This is a genomic window from Lachnoclostridium phocaeense, from assembly GCF_959599685.1.
Lineage (GTDB): Bacteria > Bacillota > Clostridia > Lachnospirales > Lachnospiraceae > Claveliimonas > Claveliimonas monacensis.
Genome location: NZ_CAUGIN010000012.1, coordinates 12,088 through 25,711, shown reverse-complemented (window position 1 = coordinate 25,711; position 13,624 = coordinate 12,088). Strand labels below are relative to the sequence as shown.

The following is a 13,624-nucleotide window of genomic DNA, read 5'->3' as shown; positions in this document are numbered from 1 at the left end:
TTATATCGATGGAATATTCGGGTGTACAATGATGAAATATAATAAGTAGGGATTGGCGTATTTATATGGATTTGGAAGAGAGTGGACAGGTGAAGTTCCACTCCCTTTTTGTATGAGTGAGAAATAAAATGACAGGGAAATACAGAGAGTGTTATAATAAGCTAAAGTGGCTTGACAACTTGGAATTTATCTGCACACAAGATTATATTGATATTGATCCTTTATATTTGCATGAACTGGAAATTTCGTTTTCCAGGAGAGAAGGTGGCTCGATGAATAATCAGTTTATACAAAGGGTGATTTTCAATTGGGATAAAATTGATAACAACAGTTACTTGAAGAAAATAGAAGCGTTTAAGGGAATTGAGAGACTTGATTTTAATAAGCCGGTTACTTTTTTTGTTGGAGAAAATGGCAGTGGTAAATCAACATTACTGGAAGCCCTTGCTGTAGCCTATGGATTTAATCCAGAAGGTGGAACAAAGAATTATGTTTTTTCTACATATGATACGCACTCAGAATTGTATGATGCAATAACCATTTCCAGAGGATACAGGAAAGAAAAATGGGGCTATTTCCTTAGGGCTGAAAGCTTCTATAATGTTGCAACGCAGGAAGAGGAGTATGCAGATGCAAGTCACCCCTCAGCTAAATATCACAAAATGTCACATGGAGAGAGTTTCCTGGCACTAGCGCAGAATAATCTGCGGGCAAATGGTTTATATCTTTTTGATGAGCCGGAAGCAGCATTGTCTCCTCAGAGACAGCTTACATTGTTAATGGAAATACATAGGTGCGCAAAGGAAGGGGCACAGTTTTTTATAGTTACGCATTCCCCCATTCTATTAGGGATACCCGATGCCGATATATACAGTTTTGACAATGGAAGAATACATTTATGTGAGTACGAGGAAACAGAAAGTTATCAAGTTACAGAAATGTTCATAAACAATAGACTTTTATTACTGGACAGACTATTAAAGAGGGACAGCTTATAAAGAATCAGAAAACCTGGAATTGTGGAGGATAAATAAAAATGTTTCAAGAATTAGGAATTAGTGCCGGTACAGCGATCATTGTACTGATTGCATTATATTTTGTTATTAAATGGGCTGTAAAAAATGGAATAAAAGAAGCTTATAAAAATATAACAGGTAAAAAGCTATCAGAAGATTTACAACTTGAAGCACTACTGAAAAAAGAGAATGGTGAAGACAATGAATAAAATGATTGCATATTGTGGACTGAATTGTGAAAACTGTGATGCATATCTTGCGACAATTAATGATGACCAGGAGTTGCGAATAAAAACGGCAAAGCAATGGGCTGAACTGAATCATGCACCTATTCTTCCCGAACATATTAACTGCCAGGGGTGTCGTGTCGACGGAGCGAAAACTGTATTTTGTGATAGTATGTGCGGTATTCGTCAGTGTGCATTGAAAAAGGGCGTTGCTACTTGTGGCGACTGTCTGGATTTAGAAAGCTGTCCTACTGTTGGAGCGATCCTGGAGAACAATCCGGCTGCTTTGAAGAATTTGAAAGAATGAATGAAGCAAAGTCTTTGGACAGGGAGTGGACAGAAGATGCGGCGACAGGATATCAGAGAGACAGTTTATAGATATATTGCGGAACAAATGAATTGCAGCATGCAGGATTTACATACGGGTGAAACGGTTTTTATTGAGGATGCTACGAAACCAGAGAAGTATATAAAAATTCTCAGTGTTGGAGATACAGATATTATTACGTTGTCTTCAGATATGTTTTCTGATGGAAAGAGGCACCTTGACGGAAAAAGCCGGGATGAGCTATATGAAAGTCATTATGTGTTTGGTCAGACACTTTATTATGTCCCGGATATGAACCAGATGGAACGATTGCCTTTTATTGAAGGCTATACGTATGAATTAGTCGTTGCCGATGAAATACGGAAACTATATGGGATAAAAGGATTTGATAATTCACTGTCATTCGATGAAAATGGCAATACTTCGACATGCATTGTTCTCTACGCTAAGAAAGATAAGGATATTATTGCATTAGCAGGGGCGTCCTATGTAAATAGCGAACTGCGGGAAGTTGGAATTGATGTTAAGAAGGAGTTTCGAGGGAAAGAACTGGCTTCTCTACTGGTACGTAATCTGACTGTTGAAATATTGAAACAAGGGAAAATACCGTTTTACAGTGCTTCAGTAACCAATATCGCATCACAGGCAGTTGCCATCCGAAGCGGTTATATGCCTTTATGGACGGATACATTTGGTGTTCGGGATATTTCATTTTGCAAATAGCAGGAATAAAAGTTTAGATCTGAAATGGAGAGGTGTTTTATGAGACGAGAGTTAGGAATTGCCCGCTGTGGCCTTGCCTGTTGTTTGTGCTCTGAAAATGAGACGTGTGCCGGCTGCGATTCGGGCGAATGTCCGGATAAGGAGTGGTGTGAAAACAGGAAATGTTCAATTTCTAAAGGGATTGAGCATTGTTATGAGTGCAAGGATAAATGCACAAAAGGCTTGTTAAGTAAAATAAAACCATTTGCATTCACAGAATTTGCCAGAAGGTATGGAGAGGATTACCTTTTGGACTGCCTTGAAAGGAATGAGAAAAATGGAGTGATTTATCACCGCGAAGGCATAAATGGTGATTATGACGATTTCGATGACATGGACGCGCTGATAGAATATATAAAAACCGGACATAGATAGATCTGGAATTGCTTTTGTATGGACAAAGGCAGGTAACAGCTTTTGATCAGAAGGGGAATTATGGAATTGATTCAAATTATCATTCTTGTACTGATTATATATATTCCAGTAATTGTATTGATTTCACTCATACGCGCACTTTTTAGTACCAGGAAAGGGAAGGCAAATGCCAAAGAAAAGTTCAAGGATACTTTCCTGCATTTTTTCCTGGAACTATTAAATCCGTTTAACTGGTTTTTATGAGATAAACAGCTATAATGACAGCCCTATGGATACTTCCATATATATGAAACTTAATTTATGAATCCTAATTTATAGAGGGGTTGAAAATGGCAGATGATATTCAAAAGTGTTTAGAGATATACCAAGAGCAACTCAATAATGGCTATATACGAGTGGCATACGTAACTTTGACAAAGTATGTTGCAGAGCTAAAAGCAAATTTCCCCAAAGCGTATACGACGAGCAGTGTTGCATTTGGTTATCTCTACTATACATATTTTTATTTCACTAATGGCTATTTGAAAAATAAAAATCTAAAATATTCTGTTTTAGAAGTGATTTTAGAAACTAAAATAGATTTTAGCGATAAAGAAAATATGACCCAAAATGTCATTAATCGCGCAGGATCGGGATCTTGAGGATTGGAGGAGTGGTTATGAATAATGGAATATATTTCATCATCATGTGGTCAGCAGCCGTACTGTTTATACTCATTGGTATTTATGCCATGAACAGGAAAAAGCCCATGTGGCTTTGGGGCGGTGTTCAAATTCCTGAATCAAAGATAAAGGATGTAAGAGCCTATAATCATGCAATAGGTAAGATGTGGTGCGTTTGTGCCATCCCCCTGTTTATAGGAGGGATTATTGCGTTCTTTTCACCAGCTTATTCGGTTTTGATCTTTGCGCTGACCTGTACTGTGGGCATCGCTGTGATTGTCTGGAGGTATCATAAAATAGAAGAAACATATTTTGTAAGCTGAGTTGGAATGAATTGCCTTATTTGTATTACTGTCAAAGGATTTTGACAGCATTTTTACTGGTATGTCAACAAAATTTGATTGATATATAACATCACTTTAATTATGATTTGGATACCAGGAGATGAAAAAGATGGAGCTTGGTAAACAGATAAAAAAATATCGGGCGGAAGTAAATCTGTCACAGGAAGAACTGTCAGAAAGAGTTTCTGTATCAAGGCAGACCATTTCAAATTAGGAGAATGAAAATGACAGGGGAATAATCAGATGATATAATAGAGAAAAGCAGTCCGCACCATTATTAGATGCAGATGAGAAAGTCGTTATTACAAAATATACATTTATTATACGCCGGAAGGTGGTGTGGAATATGATGCGTCAGAATTTTAAGGATTGGGCAGACCGGGAGTTTGGCTATCCGATTCCACAAGAATATCTCTCTTTTTTAGAGAAGGGTGAGCCTGAGCCAGCAGGAAGAAAATACTATGTCACTGATGAAGGGAATGCGCTGGAAATATCAGAATGGTTCACGCCGGACAACATACCGGTAATATATAAAAACTGCCGGGAGGAAAAAATGATAGAGGAGTATCAGCTGCCTGTGCTGGAGAGCTGTGGCTGCACTGTTGTACTAAGCTGCAATTCTGACAAAGACACATATGGACATGTTCTGCTGAGGACTTCCACAGGATACTATGATGAAAGCATCAATGAAAATATTTATGAGGAACCAGAATTTGTTGCGGAGAACTTTGCAGTCATTATATGCAATCTGAAGGATGCCGAAGAACTGGAAGAAATGGGGCTTTTATGATCAGACAGCGTTAAGAGCGGGGGCTGTGAAAGGTCTGTTCATGGCAGAGAATGCCTTTGAGGGGCGGGTGTAAGTTGAAGGTTACAGGTACGAAGGGATACGTGCAGATTGAAGATGATAATGGAAACATTGCAAGGTTTGACGGGGAAGCCTGCCTTGGGAGCTTTTATGCATACGCTGATTCTGTCCGTTGGATCCGGCATGCGGGAGAGGCGACGGATCAGGACAGGCTTGATCTGATCTATAAAGCTACCCGGTATGGAAAGAACTGTGGTAAAAAAGTACTCTTTTTTGATGATGACGGTAAAGTCCTGTTTGAAACGGAACTCGGGCTAAAAACGGAAGTATACTGGTCAAAAACCTATTATGTCATTGTGGCTGTGGCAGTTTTCTCTCTTATTTTCCCGGTGGTGCTGATTACAGTGCTGGATATTGCAAGTCTGATGTTTTCTATAGTATTCGCCAGTGTATCTGTTCTGCTGGCCAGCCCGTTTCTTGCCTGGGGATTCCGGATATGGCGGTTCCGGGTAACAACTGAGGGTGCCATTGTAACTGTCAGACCCACAGCAGGAAGAGAATACACTTTCCATGTGGATGAAGTGACCAGGATCATCCGGAAGACCAGGATAGATTCCGGCTGGGAGACAATGAAAAAGATCAAAGTTTACACAAAAACCAGACATATGTCACTAAATGACAATATGACAGGAATCGAGGATATGGACGCATATTTTTTGCGGCATACCGATCCGGATAAAATCATTACGAAGAGAAGGAAATGACAGATGAGCTGTAAGTGAGGGAAGAACATATGCGCACAGAGGAAGAAATGTTTCATATCATTATCAACACTGCCAGGTCCGACGACCGTGTGCTGGCGGCGTATCTGAAGGGATCAAGGGCAAACCCCAATGTTCTCAGGGACATTTACCAGGATTTTGATATTATGTATGTGGTGAAGGAGACGGAAAGTTTCCGCGCGAATCTGTCGTGGATGGATCCCTTTGGCAAGGTCATTCTGAAGCAGGAGCAGGATGATGTGTTTGGATACGGCGATCGCTTTGGCCTGCGCAGCCACTATGATAAGACATATTCCTGGCTGCTCATATTTGAAGACGGCAACCGCATTGACATCGGCGTCGAGACAGTGGAGGCCATGCGGGAAGGGAGCAACAGAAACAAGCTTTTTCTCCCGCTTCTGGATAAAACAGGATGTCTTCCCAAGCTGCCGCCACCGACAGATGAAGACTTTTATGTCCGAAAGCCCGGAGAGGAGCAATTTCGGGGATGCTGCAATGAATTTTTCTGGTCTCTTTGTGATGTGGCAAAGGGGATCTTCCGGGATGAACTTCCCTTTGCCATGACGACCTATTATGCACAGCCCCACCATATGCTTGAAATTATGCTGGGGTGGTATATAGGGAGCAGGACAGACTATTCGGTCTCCTGCGGCAAGCAGAATAAATATTTTAAACGGTATCTTCCGGAAACGATCTACCGGCTATACCAGCAGACGTTCCCTGACAGCAGCTATGCGCATTTCTGGAAGTCCATGGACGCTTCCTGCCGTCTGTTTCGCGAAACGGCAGTTCTGGTGGCAGAGAGCCTTGGCGTGGTATATCCGGAGGAGTACGAGCAGGGCTTCATAACCTATGTGAAAGCAGTGTCCGGCGGCTCCGGAGCAGACTACTAACCCGATGGACCTGTAAAGAGAATATAGGAGATTGCACGATGAAGAAAATGGATGAAAACAAAAATTCTGACAGCGGCATTGCAATCGGGATTAGTCTGGGCCTTGTTTTCGGGCTGCTGACAGACAATCTGGCACTGGGGCTTGCGCTTGGAGTTGCATTTGGATGCGTGATAAGCGGGAAAAAAGAATGAAAAGATAAAATAAAGGAGGGGCGGATATGAATTGCTATGACAGTGATCTGCAGCGCTTGCAGCAGAAGATCATGGAGAAAAAGAGGCTGGATGCAAAATATGCAGATCTTCTGGAGCAGCAGAAAGAACTGGAAGAGCGGACTGCGGAGCTTGAAAAGATCATGCTGGACGAGCAGGAGGATGTGGACAGGCTGAACGGGCGAAGCCTGGCGGCATTCTTTTACAGGGTTTCCGGCAGGGCGGAAGAGAAGCTTTCCAAAGAAGAGGAGGAGGCCCGGGCTGCTGCCTTGAAATTTGATGCGGCATATGGTGAACTGCAGGCGGTAAAGAAGGATATTGATCATTGTGAAAGAGCTCTCTCCCAGATTCGGAAGGCCAGGGAAGAGTATGACCGGCTGCTGGAAGAAAAAAAGAAACAGATCAAAGAGCGAGGAGACGGTGCAGCGGCCAGGATCCTGGAGCTGGAGCAGCGGCTTGCGTTCCTGGAAAACCAGCAAAGAGAAGTGAGTGAGGCTCTGGAAGCAGGACAGAAGGCTTACGACATTGCGGAGCAGGTGGTGGATAAACTGGAGCATGTAAAGGGATGGAGTACAGTTGACCTGATCGGCGGGAGCATTCTGACAGATGTTGTGAAATACAACGGGCTGAATGAGATACAGGAAATGACAAAGGAACTCCAGGGAGCCCTGCGGGGCTTTCGGACAGAACTGGCGGACGTGAAAGAGGAGATTTCCGGAGATATCCAGATAGATCTGGGAGGTTTCCTTACCTTTGCCGACTACTTCTTTGACGGTCTCCTTGTTGACTGGGTCGTCCACGACAAAATCAAAGAAGGGTTGGACCGGGCACGCCGGACCAGAGGACGGATTGGTAATGCCATGGATAGCCTTATTCGGGTGGTGGAGACCTGTGGGGCCAGGCAGGAGAACCTGGCACAGGAACTGGAGCAGATTGTGCTGCATGCGGGTGAGCAGGAGAAAAGCGCACTGCCAGAGCAGCCATAAAGAAGGAGTTCTTCAAAAGCAGGATATAAAAGCCATATACCAGGCATAGGAAAATGCGGTGGTATATGGCTTTTAAAAAGTGTGATTATTCGTAAATCCCGTTGATAGTCACCGTGAACACAGCAGCCTTTCCGTTCAGGTCCTCTACGCCGTAGTCCTCGGGGAAGGTGACATTGACTTCCACTGTGTCGCCCGGATGGGCACCGATGAGCTGGTCTTCAAAGCCGTCAATGTAGGAGCCAGAGCCGATCACCAGGTCTGTGCCTGCGCCGTCTGTGCTTCCGCCTTCAAATTCCACACCGTCCACCGTTCCTACATAGTCAATGTTGACTGTGTCGCCACTCTCTACAGTGAGTGATGTGTCAGTTGAGTAGGAGGTGCTGCCCGTCTCATCGCTGCTGGTGTCCGCTGTGTCTGTGCCGGAGGTGCCTTCTGCGGTTCTGCCGGAAGATGAGTCGTCCCCGGATGAGCGGGAAGAGAGGGCTATGACTGCAATGAGAAGGATGACGGCAAGACAGGGAACTGCTATGGTGAGGAATTTTTTGAGCTTGCGTATGCGTTCTTTTTTGCGGCGTTCCTGTGCTCTGCGCTGCTGTGCCATTTTTCGATTTTCTTTTTTCATTGTGTACTCTTACCTCGTTTCGTTAAAAATGTCTTTTATTATTTTACAGGGAAAATATGATCAATCTGTGATTTCCGGGAGGAAAATAAGAAAAATCAGGGCTTGTGCGTGGAGGAGCGCTGTGCTATGATGGAAAAAGCAAAATAAGGGAGGTGGCTTGATGTCGGCTATTCGCTAATAAAAAGGACAACGGATTTTGTCTCATCTATATTATGGAGATGGGTTTATTTGTTGTATCTGTCTGCGGATAGTGGCATCAGGCTGGCTTTTGATTAAAAGGCAGTTCTATTTACTGTGGAAAAGTGAAGTCTGATACAGAACAGGACAGATATGCGGATAACCCGGATGGAAGGGTTGTCTTTTTTTTGTGGTCATAAAAGATGCAGAATACAAAATCAGAGGAGAAAGATCATGAAAGAAGAAAAAGAATACAGATGTCCCTGCTGCGGCTGGATATCAGACTTACAGGATAAAGAACCCTGGCCGGATCACTGCCCCAACTGCCTGTCAGGCATACACAGTGCAGACGAGGAGGGAGAGCCATGCGGCGGTATACTGGAGCCGGTGGGGATCTGGGTGAGAGAGAACGATGCCTGGGAGATCGTGGAGAGATGCCGGTTTTGCGGAGAGATGACCACTGTGGAGATGTCGGAGAAAGACAATCTCATAAAAGTGATGTCCATTGCCTCCAGACCTCTGTCCTCACCGCCTTTTCCCATTGAGAGGCTGGAAGAGCTGACAAGGATCATGGGCGGACGAGGAGAGCTCAGAAGAAGAGAAGGAGAAAAGAAAAATGAACAGAGAAAATAAAAAGCGAAAATATGACAAGAAATATTTCCGGACGCATCCCTGTATGGATCCTTTTACGTGCAAGGTGTGCGGGTGGCCGGTCGTGCCTGCGGGAGCTGGAAGCAGCCACAGAAATCACTGTCCCAACTGCCTGTACAGTCTGCATCTGGACAGGGAGCCGGGAGACCGGGCATCAGACTGTCACGGCCGGATGGAGCCCATAGGCGTGTGGGTCAGAAAGAATGGAGAGTGGGCCATCATACACCGCTGTCTGCGCTGCGGAAAGATCGGATCAAACCGCATTGCGGCAGATGATAATCCTATGAAGCTTATGGCGCTTGCCATGCGGCCCTTTGGGAGCAGCGCTGTCTCACGGGAAGAGATCCGGGATATGACAGTATCCATGGAAAGCTAGGCAGCGGATTCGGGAAAAAAGATGATTGCGTGAGAGTGATATTGTCTATCCCGTGAATTGAGGGTATAATAAATAAGACAAAACGAGAGGAGCCTTAAGATGTACGAGACCTGTATTTTTGACCTGTATGGTACGCTGGTGGATATACACACAGACGAAAAGAAAGAAGAACTGTGGGAAAAACTGGCTCTCTTCTATGCGTTTTACGGAGCTTTCTACACGCCCGGGGAGCTGCGGGAGGCTTACGGCAGGCTGACAGAAGAGCTGAGCGCAGGAAAACGAGGAGTTAGAAAAGATGCCCATGAGGCGTTCCCGGAGATACAGATCGAGGATGTCTTTGAGGCTCTGTTCCGCGCAAAGGGCGTGCAGGCAGATGAGCCCCTTGTGAGATATGCGGGACAGTTTTTCCGCATCCTTTCCATGGACCGCCTGCGGCTCTATGAGGGAACAAAAGAGATGCTCCAGGCTCTGCGGGAACATGGGAAGAAGATATACCTTCTGTCAAATGCCCAGAAGATTTTTACGGAGTATGAGATGCAGGCCCTGGGACTCACTCCCTTTTTTGACGGCATTTTTATCTCGTCGGAGTATGGCTGCAAAAAGCCGGACATGGCTTTTTATGAGACACTTCTTTCTGCCTGCGGTGTAGCCAGAGAGACAGCGGTTATGACGGGAAATGACGGAACCTGCGACATAGAGGGAGCGAAACAGGCCGGGCTTGCCACGGTCTACGTGCGGACCGATATCTCTCCGGACGAGCCTTTGCCGGAGGCAGACTATGTTCTGGAGCAGATGGATATGAAAAAGCTTAAGGATATCCTTCTTGGACAGAAGAACTGACAGGAAAACAAAAGAGGAAAATAAGATGAAAGAAAAATGGATGAGCAGTATCATGGCGGGTGTGTTCATTTCCATGGGCGCCATGACCTATCTTGCGATCCCCAATACGTTGGTGGGAAGTCTCTTTTTTGCGGTGGGCATCCTCCTTGTCCTTAATCTTCACAACATGCTTGTGACAAGGGTCTGCCCTCTGCTGGTGTATGACGGGAGATATGGCTGGGGAGATGTGGCCATTGCCTGGGCGGGAAACGGCATCGGGACGCTGGCTGTGGCGGCCGCTGTGCAGGGGACGAGATTTAAGGAGACCATCCGGGAACCCCTTGCCAGGATCAGCGAGACAAAACTCCAGGACGGGCCTTTGAGTCTGTTTATTCTGGCTGTGTTCTGCGGCTTCTTTGTGGCCTTTGCCGTTCTCATCGGCGCCAGGTATGAAAATGGCTCTTTTGCCCAGATCTTCTATGTGTGGCTTTTTATCACCGCCTTTGTATTCTGCGGGTTTGAGCATATTGTGGCGGACATGTTTTACCTGTCCTGCTGCTGGCTCCAGTTCGGGATCAATGGACTGGAGGCCTTGAAGGTACTGGCCTTTGTCACGGCAGGAAATCTGGCCGGCGGCATGTTTATCGCCTGGGCGGTCCGCAGCCTGGATCAGAGAAAGGGCAGCGGCGGTTCAGAGAGAAAATAAAAGACAGCAAAAGATAAACATACAAAATGAAACGGAGGAAACAGAGCATGGACAAAGTGATTTTAGGAAAGACAGGGATTGAAGTAAACAAGAATGGTTTCGGGGCGCTGCCTATTCAGCGCATTAGTAAAAAAGATGCAGTCTACCTGCTGCAGAAAGCGTTTTATAATGGCATCAATTATTTTGACACTGCCAGGGCCTACTCTGACAGCGAGGAAAAGATGGGGGCTGCCTTTGAGTACACAAGGGACAAAATCATCATCAGCACAAAGACAGCGGCCCAGACAGCAGAGGATATGTGGAAGGATCTGGACGAAAGTCTTACAAAGCTGAAGACAGACTACATAGACATCTATCAGTTCCACAATCCGTCCTTCTGCCCGAAGCCGGGAGATGAGTCCGGCCTTTACGATGCAGCTCTGGAGGCGAAAAAGCAGGGAAAGATTCGTCACATTGGTATCACAAACCACCGGATCGCTGTGGCGAAGGAGGCGATAGAGTCCGGACTCTATGAGACGATGCAGTTCCCCTTCTCTTACTTGGCGGCGGATGCGGATCTGGAGATCGTGGAAGCCTGCAGGGAGGCGGACATGGGATTTATCGCCATGAAAGGTCTTGCCGGGGGACTGATCCACAATTCGGCCTGTGCTTACGCCTACATGGCTCAGCCGCAGTTTGCCCATGTGGCGCCGATCTGGGGTGTGCAAAGAGAGTCGGAGCTGGACGAGTTCCTCTCCTATCAGGTCTGTCCGCCGCAGCTTGACGGTGAGCTTCTTGCGGAGATCGAGAAGGACAAAGAGCAGCTCTCCGGTGATTTCTGCCGCGGCTGCGGGTACTGTATGCCCTGTCCGGCAGGGATTGAGATCAACAACTGCGCCAGAATGAGTCTGATGCTGCGCCGTGCTCCCCAGGAGGGATGGCTTTCCGAGGAGTGGCAGGAAAAGATGAAGCTGATCGAGAACTGCCTCCACTGCGGCCAGTGCATGAGCAAATGTCCTTACGGACTGAACACGCCGGAACTTCTGGCAAAGAACTATGAGGATTACAAGACATTTCTGAAGTAGGAGATGGAGCAGGAGAGATAAAAATGGATGACAAATTGCTGCAGTTTTTTGATCAGATGCCGGAGGCCCTTCCCCTGTATCAGAAGTTTGAAAGAGAAGTTCTCTCCCGGGTGGAAGACGTGCACATCAAAGTACAGAAGACGCAGATCACCTACAGCAACAGGCATGTCTTTGCCTGTGTCTCCTTTGCAAAAGTAAGAAAGGCAAAGGAGCGGCCGCCAGTCTACATTGTGGTCACTTTTGGGCTGGCATACAAAAAAGAGTCTCCCCGCATCGACATTGCGACAGAGCCTTATCCGAACCGGTGGACCCACCATGTGCTTGTTTCGGAGGAAGAGCAGATCGATGAGGAGCTGCTTGGATGGGTGGAGGAGGCTGCTGCCTTCTCTGCTGCGAAGTGACAGGGAAGATTTTTAAGACGGAGTCTTGACAGATGGAAGAAAAGCTATCTATAATAGGCTCATTGAGAAATGAATATGGAAATATGGCAAGGGAGCTGTGAGATGATATCACGGCTCCTTTTCTGTTTTTACATTTTTCAGAATGAGACACAGAAAGGATGGAGAGCTATCATGAGGAGAACATTCAGCCATTATCTCCCGGTCAATCTGATCTTCGGGACCGGTAAGGCAGAAGTACTGGGAGAGGAGGCAGCAAGATACGGTAAAAGGGTCATGGTCGTGACGGGGAGAGGCAGCACAAAGAAATCCGGGCTGCTGGACCGGGCAAAGGCACTGCTGGAAAAAGAGGGGCTAGAAGTGACGGTATTTGACGAGGCGGAACCCAATCCCCTTGCGTCCACTGCTATGAGAGGGGCCGCCATTGCCAGGGAGAAGGGATGTGATGTGGTCGTGGGCCTGGGAGGGGGAAGCATCATGGACTGCAGCAAGGCGGTGGCCTTCTCGGCCTGCAATGAGGGCCCTGTTTTTGATTATATCTACGGCACAAAGAAAGGAAGCGGGGCCCTGCCCCTTGTCCTTGTGCCCACCACCTGCGGAACAGGCAGCGAGGGAAACTGCTTTGCCGTGCTCACAGACGACGGGACGAGGGACAAAAAGTCTCTGCGGGATAATGCAGTCATCGCCAGGGCGTCCATCGTTGACCCGGAGCTGATGACGACTATGCCGGCCCGCGTTCTGGCATCCGTTGGATATGACGCCTTGTGCCATTGTATGGAGGCCTATATGAGCAAAATCTGCGATCCTATCACGGAAATCATAGCGCTGGAGGGCATCCGGCTCATCGGCGCAAATCTGGTGAAAATCTACGAAGAGAAGAAAAAGGGGCTCACGGACCTTACTGTCATGGACATGGATGCCTGGAGCGCTGTATGCCTTGCCAGCACATACGGCGGCATGGTGATCAACTAGGCCGGAGTGACCGCTCCCCACGGGCTGGAGCATCCGGCCAGCGGCATGCGCAATATCACCCACGGCAGAGGCCTGGCAGCCCTCACTCCGGTCATCTACAGGCGCACCATAGAGGCAGCCCCGGAGAAATTTGCCGTCATTTCAAAATGTCTGGGAGGCAGGGATGAAAAGGACTGTGTGGATGTCATCGAGGCGCTCCTTTGTCGTCTGGACCTGCGGACCACCCTGTCGGCGGAGGGGGTCCTTGCGGAGGATGTGGAATGGATGACCCAAAATGCCTTCAAGGTCTCTGCGGCCGGCCTCCAGAACCACCCCAAGGTGTTCACAGAGGAGGAAGTGTCCCGGATCTACCTGGAAGCCCTGTAAAGGCAGAATGGTATAAGGAGTAGAAACACTTATAGGATAGTTGAGAAATCCTCTCTGATACAGTATAATATGGCATCAGAG

General features: G+C 46.8%; 20 protein-coding genes and 1 pseudogene. 20 read left to right on the top strand and 1 reads right to left on the bottom strand.

Translation table 11 applies throughout. The features are described 5' to 3' along the window. Positions 1-272 precede the first annotated feature (272 nt). The 13 genes from Q5911_RS07220 (at position 273) to Q5911_RS07160 (ending at position 7,392) form a co-directional block, all read left to right on the top strand. Positions 273-998 carry an AAA family ATPase gene (locus Q5911_RS07220; RefSeq protein ID WP_076780823.1) on the top strand — a complete coding sequence of 242 codons (726 nt, stop codon included), beginning with the start codon at positions 273-275 and terminating at the stop codon, positions 996-998. Between the two features lie 38 nt (positions 999-1,036). Further along, positions 1,037-1,225 (top strand): DUF6019 family protein, encoded by a 189-nt coding sequence (locus Q5911_RS07215; RefSeq protein WP_076777336.1) that lies wholly within the window; start codon positions 1,037-1,039, stop codon positions 1,223-1,225. Further along, positions 1,218-1,550, top strand: coding sequence for a DUF3795 domain-containing protein (locus Q5911_RS07210; RefSeq protein WP_076777337.1), 333 nt, complete (start codon positions 1,218-1,220; stop codon positions 1,548-1,550). The genes Q5911_RS07215 and Q5911_RS07210 overlap by 8 nt, the downstream gene beginning before the upstream one ends. Before the next feature lie 36 nt (positions 1,551-1,586). Then, a complete protein-coding gene (locus Q5911_RS07205) occupies positions 1,587-2,294 on the top strand; it encodes a GNAT family N-acetyltransferase (RefSeq protein ID WP_303182041.1) in 708 nt (235 codons plus the stop codon). Positions 2,295-2,333: 39 nt separating this feature from the next. Continuing rightward, positions 2,334-2,708, top strand: coding sequence for a DUF3795 domain-containing protein (locus Q5911_RS07200; protein ID WP_303182040.1), 375 nt, complete (start codon positions 2,334-2,336; stop codon positions 2,706-2,708). Positions 2,709-3,037: 329 nt separating this feature from the next. Next, a complete protein-coding gene (locus Q5911_RS07195) occupies positions 3,038-3,349 on the top strand; it encodes a DUF7000 family protein (protein ID WP_076777340.1) in 312 nt (103 codons plus the stop codon). Between the two features lie 17 nt (positions 3,350-3,366). Then, complete coding sequence (locus Q5911_RS07190; RefSeq protein WP_303182039.1) at positions 3,367-3,693, top strand: hypothetical protein; 327 nt, start codon at positions 3,367-3,369, stop codon at positions 3,691-3,693. Between the two features lie 121 nt (positions 3,694-3,814). Beyond that, positions 3,815-3,928 carry a helix-turn-helix transcriptional regulator gene (locus Q5911_RS14930; protein ID WP_334307016.1) on the top strand — a complete coding sequence of 38 codons (114 nt, stop codon included), beginning with the start codon at positions 3,815-3,817 and terminating at the stop codon, positions 3,926-3,928. 132 nt (positions 3,929-4,060) lie between these two features. Further along, positions 4,061-4,504: a hypothetical protein gene (locus Q5911_RS07180; protein WP_303182037.1), complete on the top strand. Its 444-nt coding sequence runs from the start codon at positions 4,061-4,063 to the stop codon at positions 4,502-4,504. Positions 4,505-4,578: 74 nt separating this feature from the next. Further along, entirely contained in the window at positions 4,579-5,286 is a 708-nt protein-coding gene (locus Q5911_RS07175; RefSeq protein WP_303182036.1) for a hypothetical protein, read from the top strand. Positions 5,287-5,315: 29 nt separating this feature from the next. Beyond that, positions 5,316-6,197 carry an aminoglycoside 6-adenylyltransferase gene (locus tag Q5911_RS07170; protein WP_303182034.1) on the top strand — a complete coding sequence of 294 codons (882 nt, stop codon included), beginning with the start codon at positions 5,316-5,318 and terminating at the stop codon, positions 6,195-6,197. A gap of 38 nt (positions 6,198-6,235) precedes the next feature. Then, positions 6,236-6,388 carry a hypothetical protein gene (locus tag Q5911_RS07165; protein ID WP_226394093.1) on the top strand — a complete coding sequence of 51 codons (153 nt, stop codon included), beginning with the start codon at positions 6,236-6,238 and terminating at the stop codon, positions 6,386-6,388. Positions 6,389-6,414: 26 nt separating this feature from the next. Further along, positions 6,415-7,392 carry a hypothetical protein gene (locus Q5911_RS07160; protein WP_303182032.1) on the top strand — a complete coding sequence of 326 codons (978 nt, stop codon included), beginning with the start codon at positions 6,415-6,417 and terminating at the stop codon, positions 7,390-7,392. Positions 7,393-7,477: 85 nt separating this feature from the next. Here the strand turns inward: Q5911_RS07160 and Q5911_RS14825 are convergent, their stop codons facing one another. After that, positions 7,478-8,014: an FKBP-type peptidyl-prolyl cis-trans isomerase gene (locus tag Q5911_RS14825; protein ID WP_331592051.1), complete on the bottom strand. Its 537-nt coding sequence runs from the start codon at positions 8,012-8,014 to the stop codon at positions 7,478-7,480. A 411-nt stretch (positions 8,015-8,425) separates the two neighbouring features. Here Q5911_RS14825 and Q5911_RS07150 point away from each other — a divergent pair, with 411 nt between their 5' ends. The 7 genes and pseudogenes from Q5911_RS07150 to Q5911_RS07120 all read left to right on the top strand — a co-directional run bounded on the left by Q5911_RS07150 (position 8,426) and on the right by Q5911_RS07120 (position 13,543). After that, entirely contained in the window at positions 8,426-8,824 is a 399-nt protein-coding gene (locus Q5911_RS07150) for an RNHCP domain-containing protein (RefSeq protein ID WP_226394089.1), read from the top strand. Further along, positions 8,808-9,218, top strand: a complete 411-nt coding sequence (locus Q5911_RS07145) for an RNHCP domain-containing protein (protein ID WP_087173878.1) — start codon at positions 8,808-8,810, stop codon at positions 9,216-9,218. Before Q5911_RS07150 ends, Q5911_RS07145 begins: the two co-directional genes overlap by 17 nt. Positions 9,219-9,317: 99 nt before the next feature. Continuing rightward, complete coding sequence (locus Q5911_RS07140; RefSeq protein ID WP_303182028.1) at positions 9,318-10,058, top strand: HAD family hydrolase; 741 nt, start codon at positions 9,318-9,320, stop codon at positions 10,056-10,058. After that, positions 10,042-10,743 carry a formate/nitrite transporter family protein gene (locus Q5911_RS07135; protein ID WP_278320697.1) on the top strand — a complete coding sequence of 234 codons (702 nt, stop codon included), beginning with the start codon at positions 10,042-10,044 and terminating at the stop codon, positions 10,741-10,743. The genes Q5911_RS07140 and Q5911_RS07135 overlap by 17 nt, the downstream gene beginning before the upstream one ends. A gap of 47 nt (positions 10,744-10,790) precedes the next feature. Continuing rightward, positions 10,791-11,807, top strand: coding sequence for an aldo/keto reductase (locus Q5911_RS07130; protein ID WP_076777351.1), 1,017 nt, complete (start codon positions 10,791-10,793; stop codon positions 11,805-11,807). A 23-nt stretch (positions 11,808-11,830) separates the two neighbouring features. After that, positions 11,831-12,208: a DUF5655 domain-containing protein gene (locus Q5911_RS07125; RefSeq protein ID WP_076777352.1), complete on the top strand. Its 378-nt coding sequence runs from the start codon at positions 11,831-11,833 to the stop codon at positions 12,206-12,208. A 69-nt stretch (positions 12,209-12,277) separates the two neighbouring features. After that, positions 12,278-13,543 (top strand): annotated as a pseudogene (locus Q5911_RS07120) (iron-containing alcohol dehydrogenase). Positions 13,544-13,624: the final 81 nt, after the last annotated feature.

Bases quoted from the DNA above. Each gene is read 5' to 3' on its own strand.
- Q5911_RS07220 (WP_076780823.1), top strand. From the start codon at position 273: ATGAATAATCAGTTTATACAAAGGGTGATTTTCAATTGGGATAAAATT.
- Q5911_RS07215 (WP_076777336.1), top strand. From the start codon at position 1,037: ATGTTTCAAGAATTAGGAATTAGTGCCGGTACAGCGATCATTGTACTG.
- Q5911_RS07210 (WP_076777337.1), top strand. From the start codon at position 1,218: ATGAATAAAATGATTGCATATTGTGGACTGAATTGTGAAAACTGTGAT.
- Q5911_RS07205 (WP_303182041.1), top strand. From the start codon at position 1,587: ATGCGGCGACAGGATATCAGAGAGACAGTTTATAGATATATTGCGGAA.
- Q5911_RS07200 (WP_303182040.1), top strand. From the start codon at position 2,334: ATGAGACGAGAGTTAGGAATTGCCCGCTGTGGCCTTGCCTGTTGTTTG.
- Q5911_RS07195 (WP_076777340.1), top strand. From the start codon at position 3,038: ATGGCAGATGATATTCAAAAGTGTTTAGAGATATACCAAGAGCAACTC.
- Q5911_RS07190 (WP_303182039.1), top strand. From the start codon at position 3,367: ATGAATAATGGAATATATTTCATCATCATGTGGTCAGCAGCCGTACTG.
- Q5911_RS14930 (WP_334307016.1), top strand. From the start codon at position 3,815: ATGAAAAAGATGGAGCTTGGTAAACAGATAAAAAAATATCGGGCGGAA.
- Q5911_RS07180 (WP_303182037.1), top strand. From the start codon at position 4,061: ATGATGCGTCAGAATTTTAAGGATTGGGCAGACCGGGAGTTTGGCTAT.
- Q5911_RS07170 (WP_303182034.1), top strand. From the start codon at position 5,316: ATGCGCACAGAGGAAGAAATGTTTCATATCATTATCAACACTGCCAGG.
- Q5911_RS07165 (WP_226394093.1), top strand. From the start codon at position 6,236: ATGAAGAAAATGGATGAAAACAAAAATTCTGACAGCGGCATTGCAATC.
- Q5911_RS07160 (WP_303182032.1), top strand. From the start codon at position 6,415: ATGAATTGCTATGACAGTGATCTGCAGCGCTTGCAGCAGAAGATCATG.
- Q5911_RS14825 (WP_331592051.1), bottom strand. From the start codon at position 8,014: ATGAAAAAAGAAAATCGAAAAATGGCACAGCAGCGCAGAGCACAGGAA.
- Q5911_RS07150 (WP_226394089.1), top strand. From the start codon at position 8,426: ATGAAAGAAGAAAAAGAATACAGATGTCCCTGCTGCGGCTGGATATCA.
- Q5911_RS07145 (WP_087173878.1), top strand. From the start codon at position 8,808: ATGAACAGAGAAAATAAAAAGCGAAAATATGACAAGAAATATTTCCGG.
- Q5911_RS07140 (WP_303182028.1), top strand. From the start codon at position 9,318: ATGTACGAGACCTGTATTTTTGACCTGTATGGTACGCTGGTGGATATA.
- Q5911_RS07130 (WP_076777351.1), top strand. From the start codon at position 10,791: ATGGACAAAGTGATTTTAGGAAAGACAGGGATTGAAGTAAACAAGAAT.
- Q5911_RS07125 (WP_076777352.1), top strand. From the start codon at position 11,831: ATGGATGACAAATTGCTGCAGTTTTTTGATCAGATGCCGGAGGCCCTT.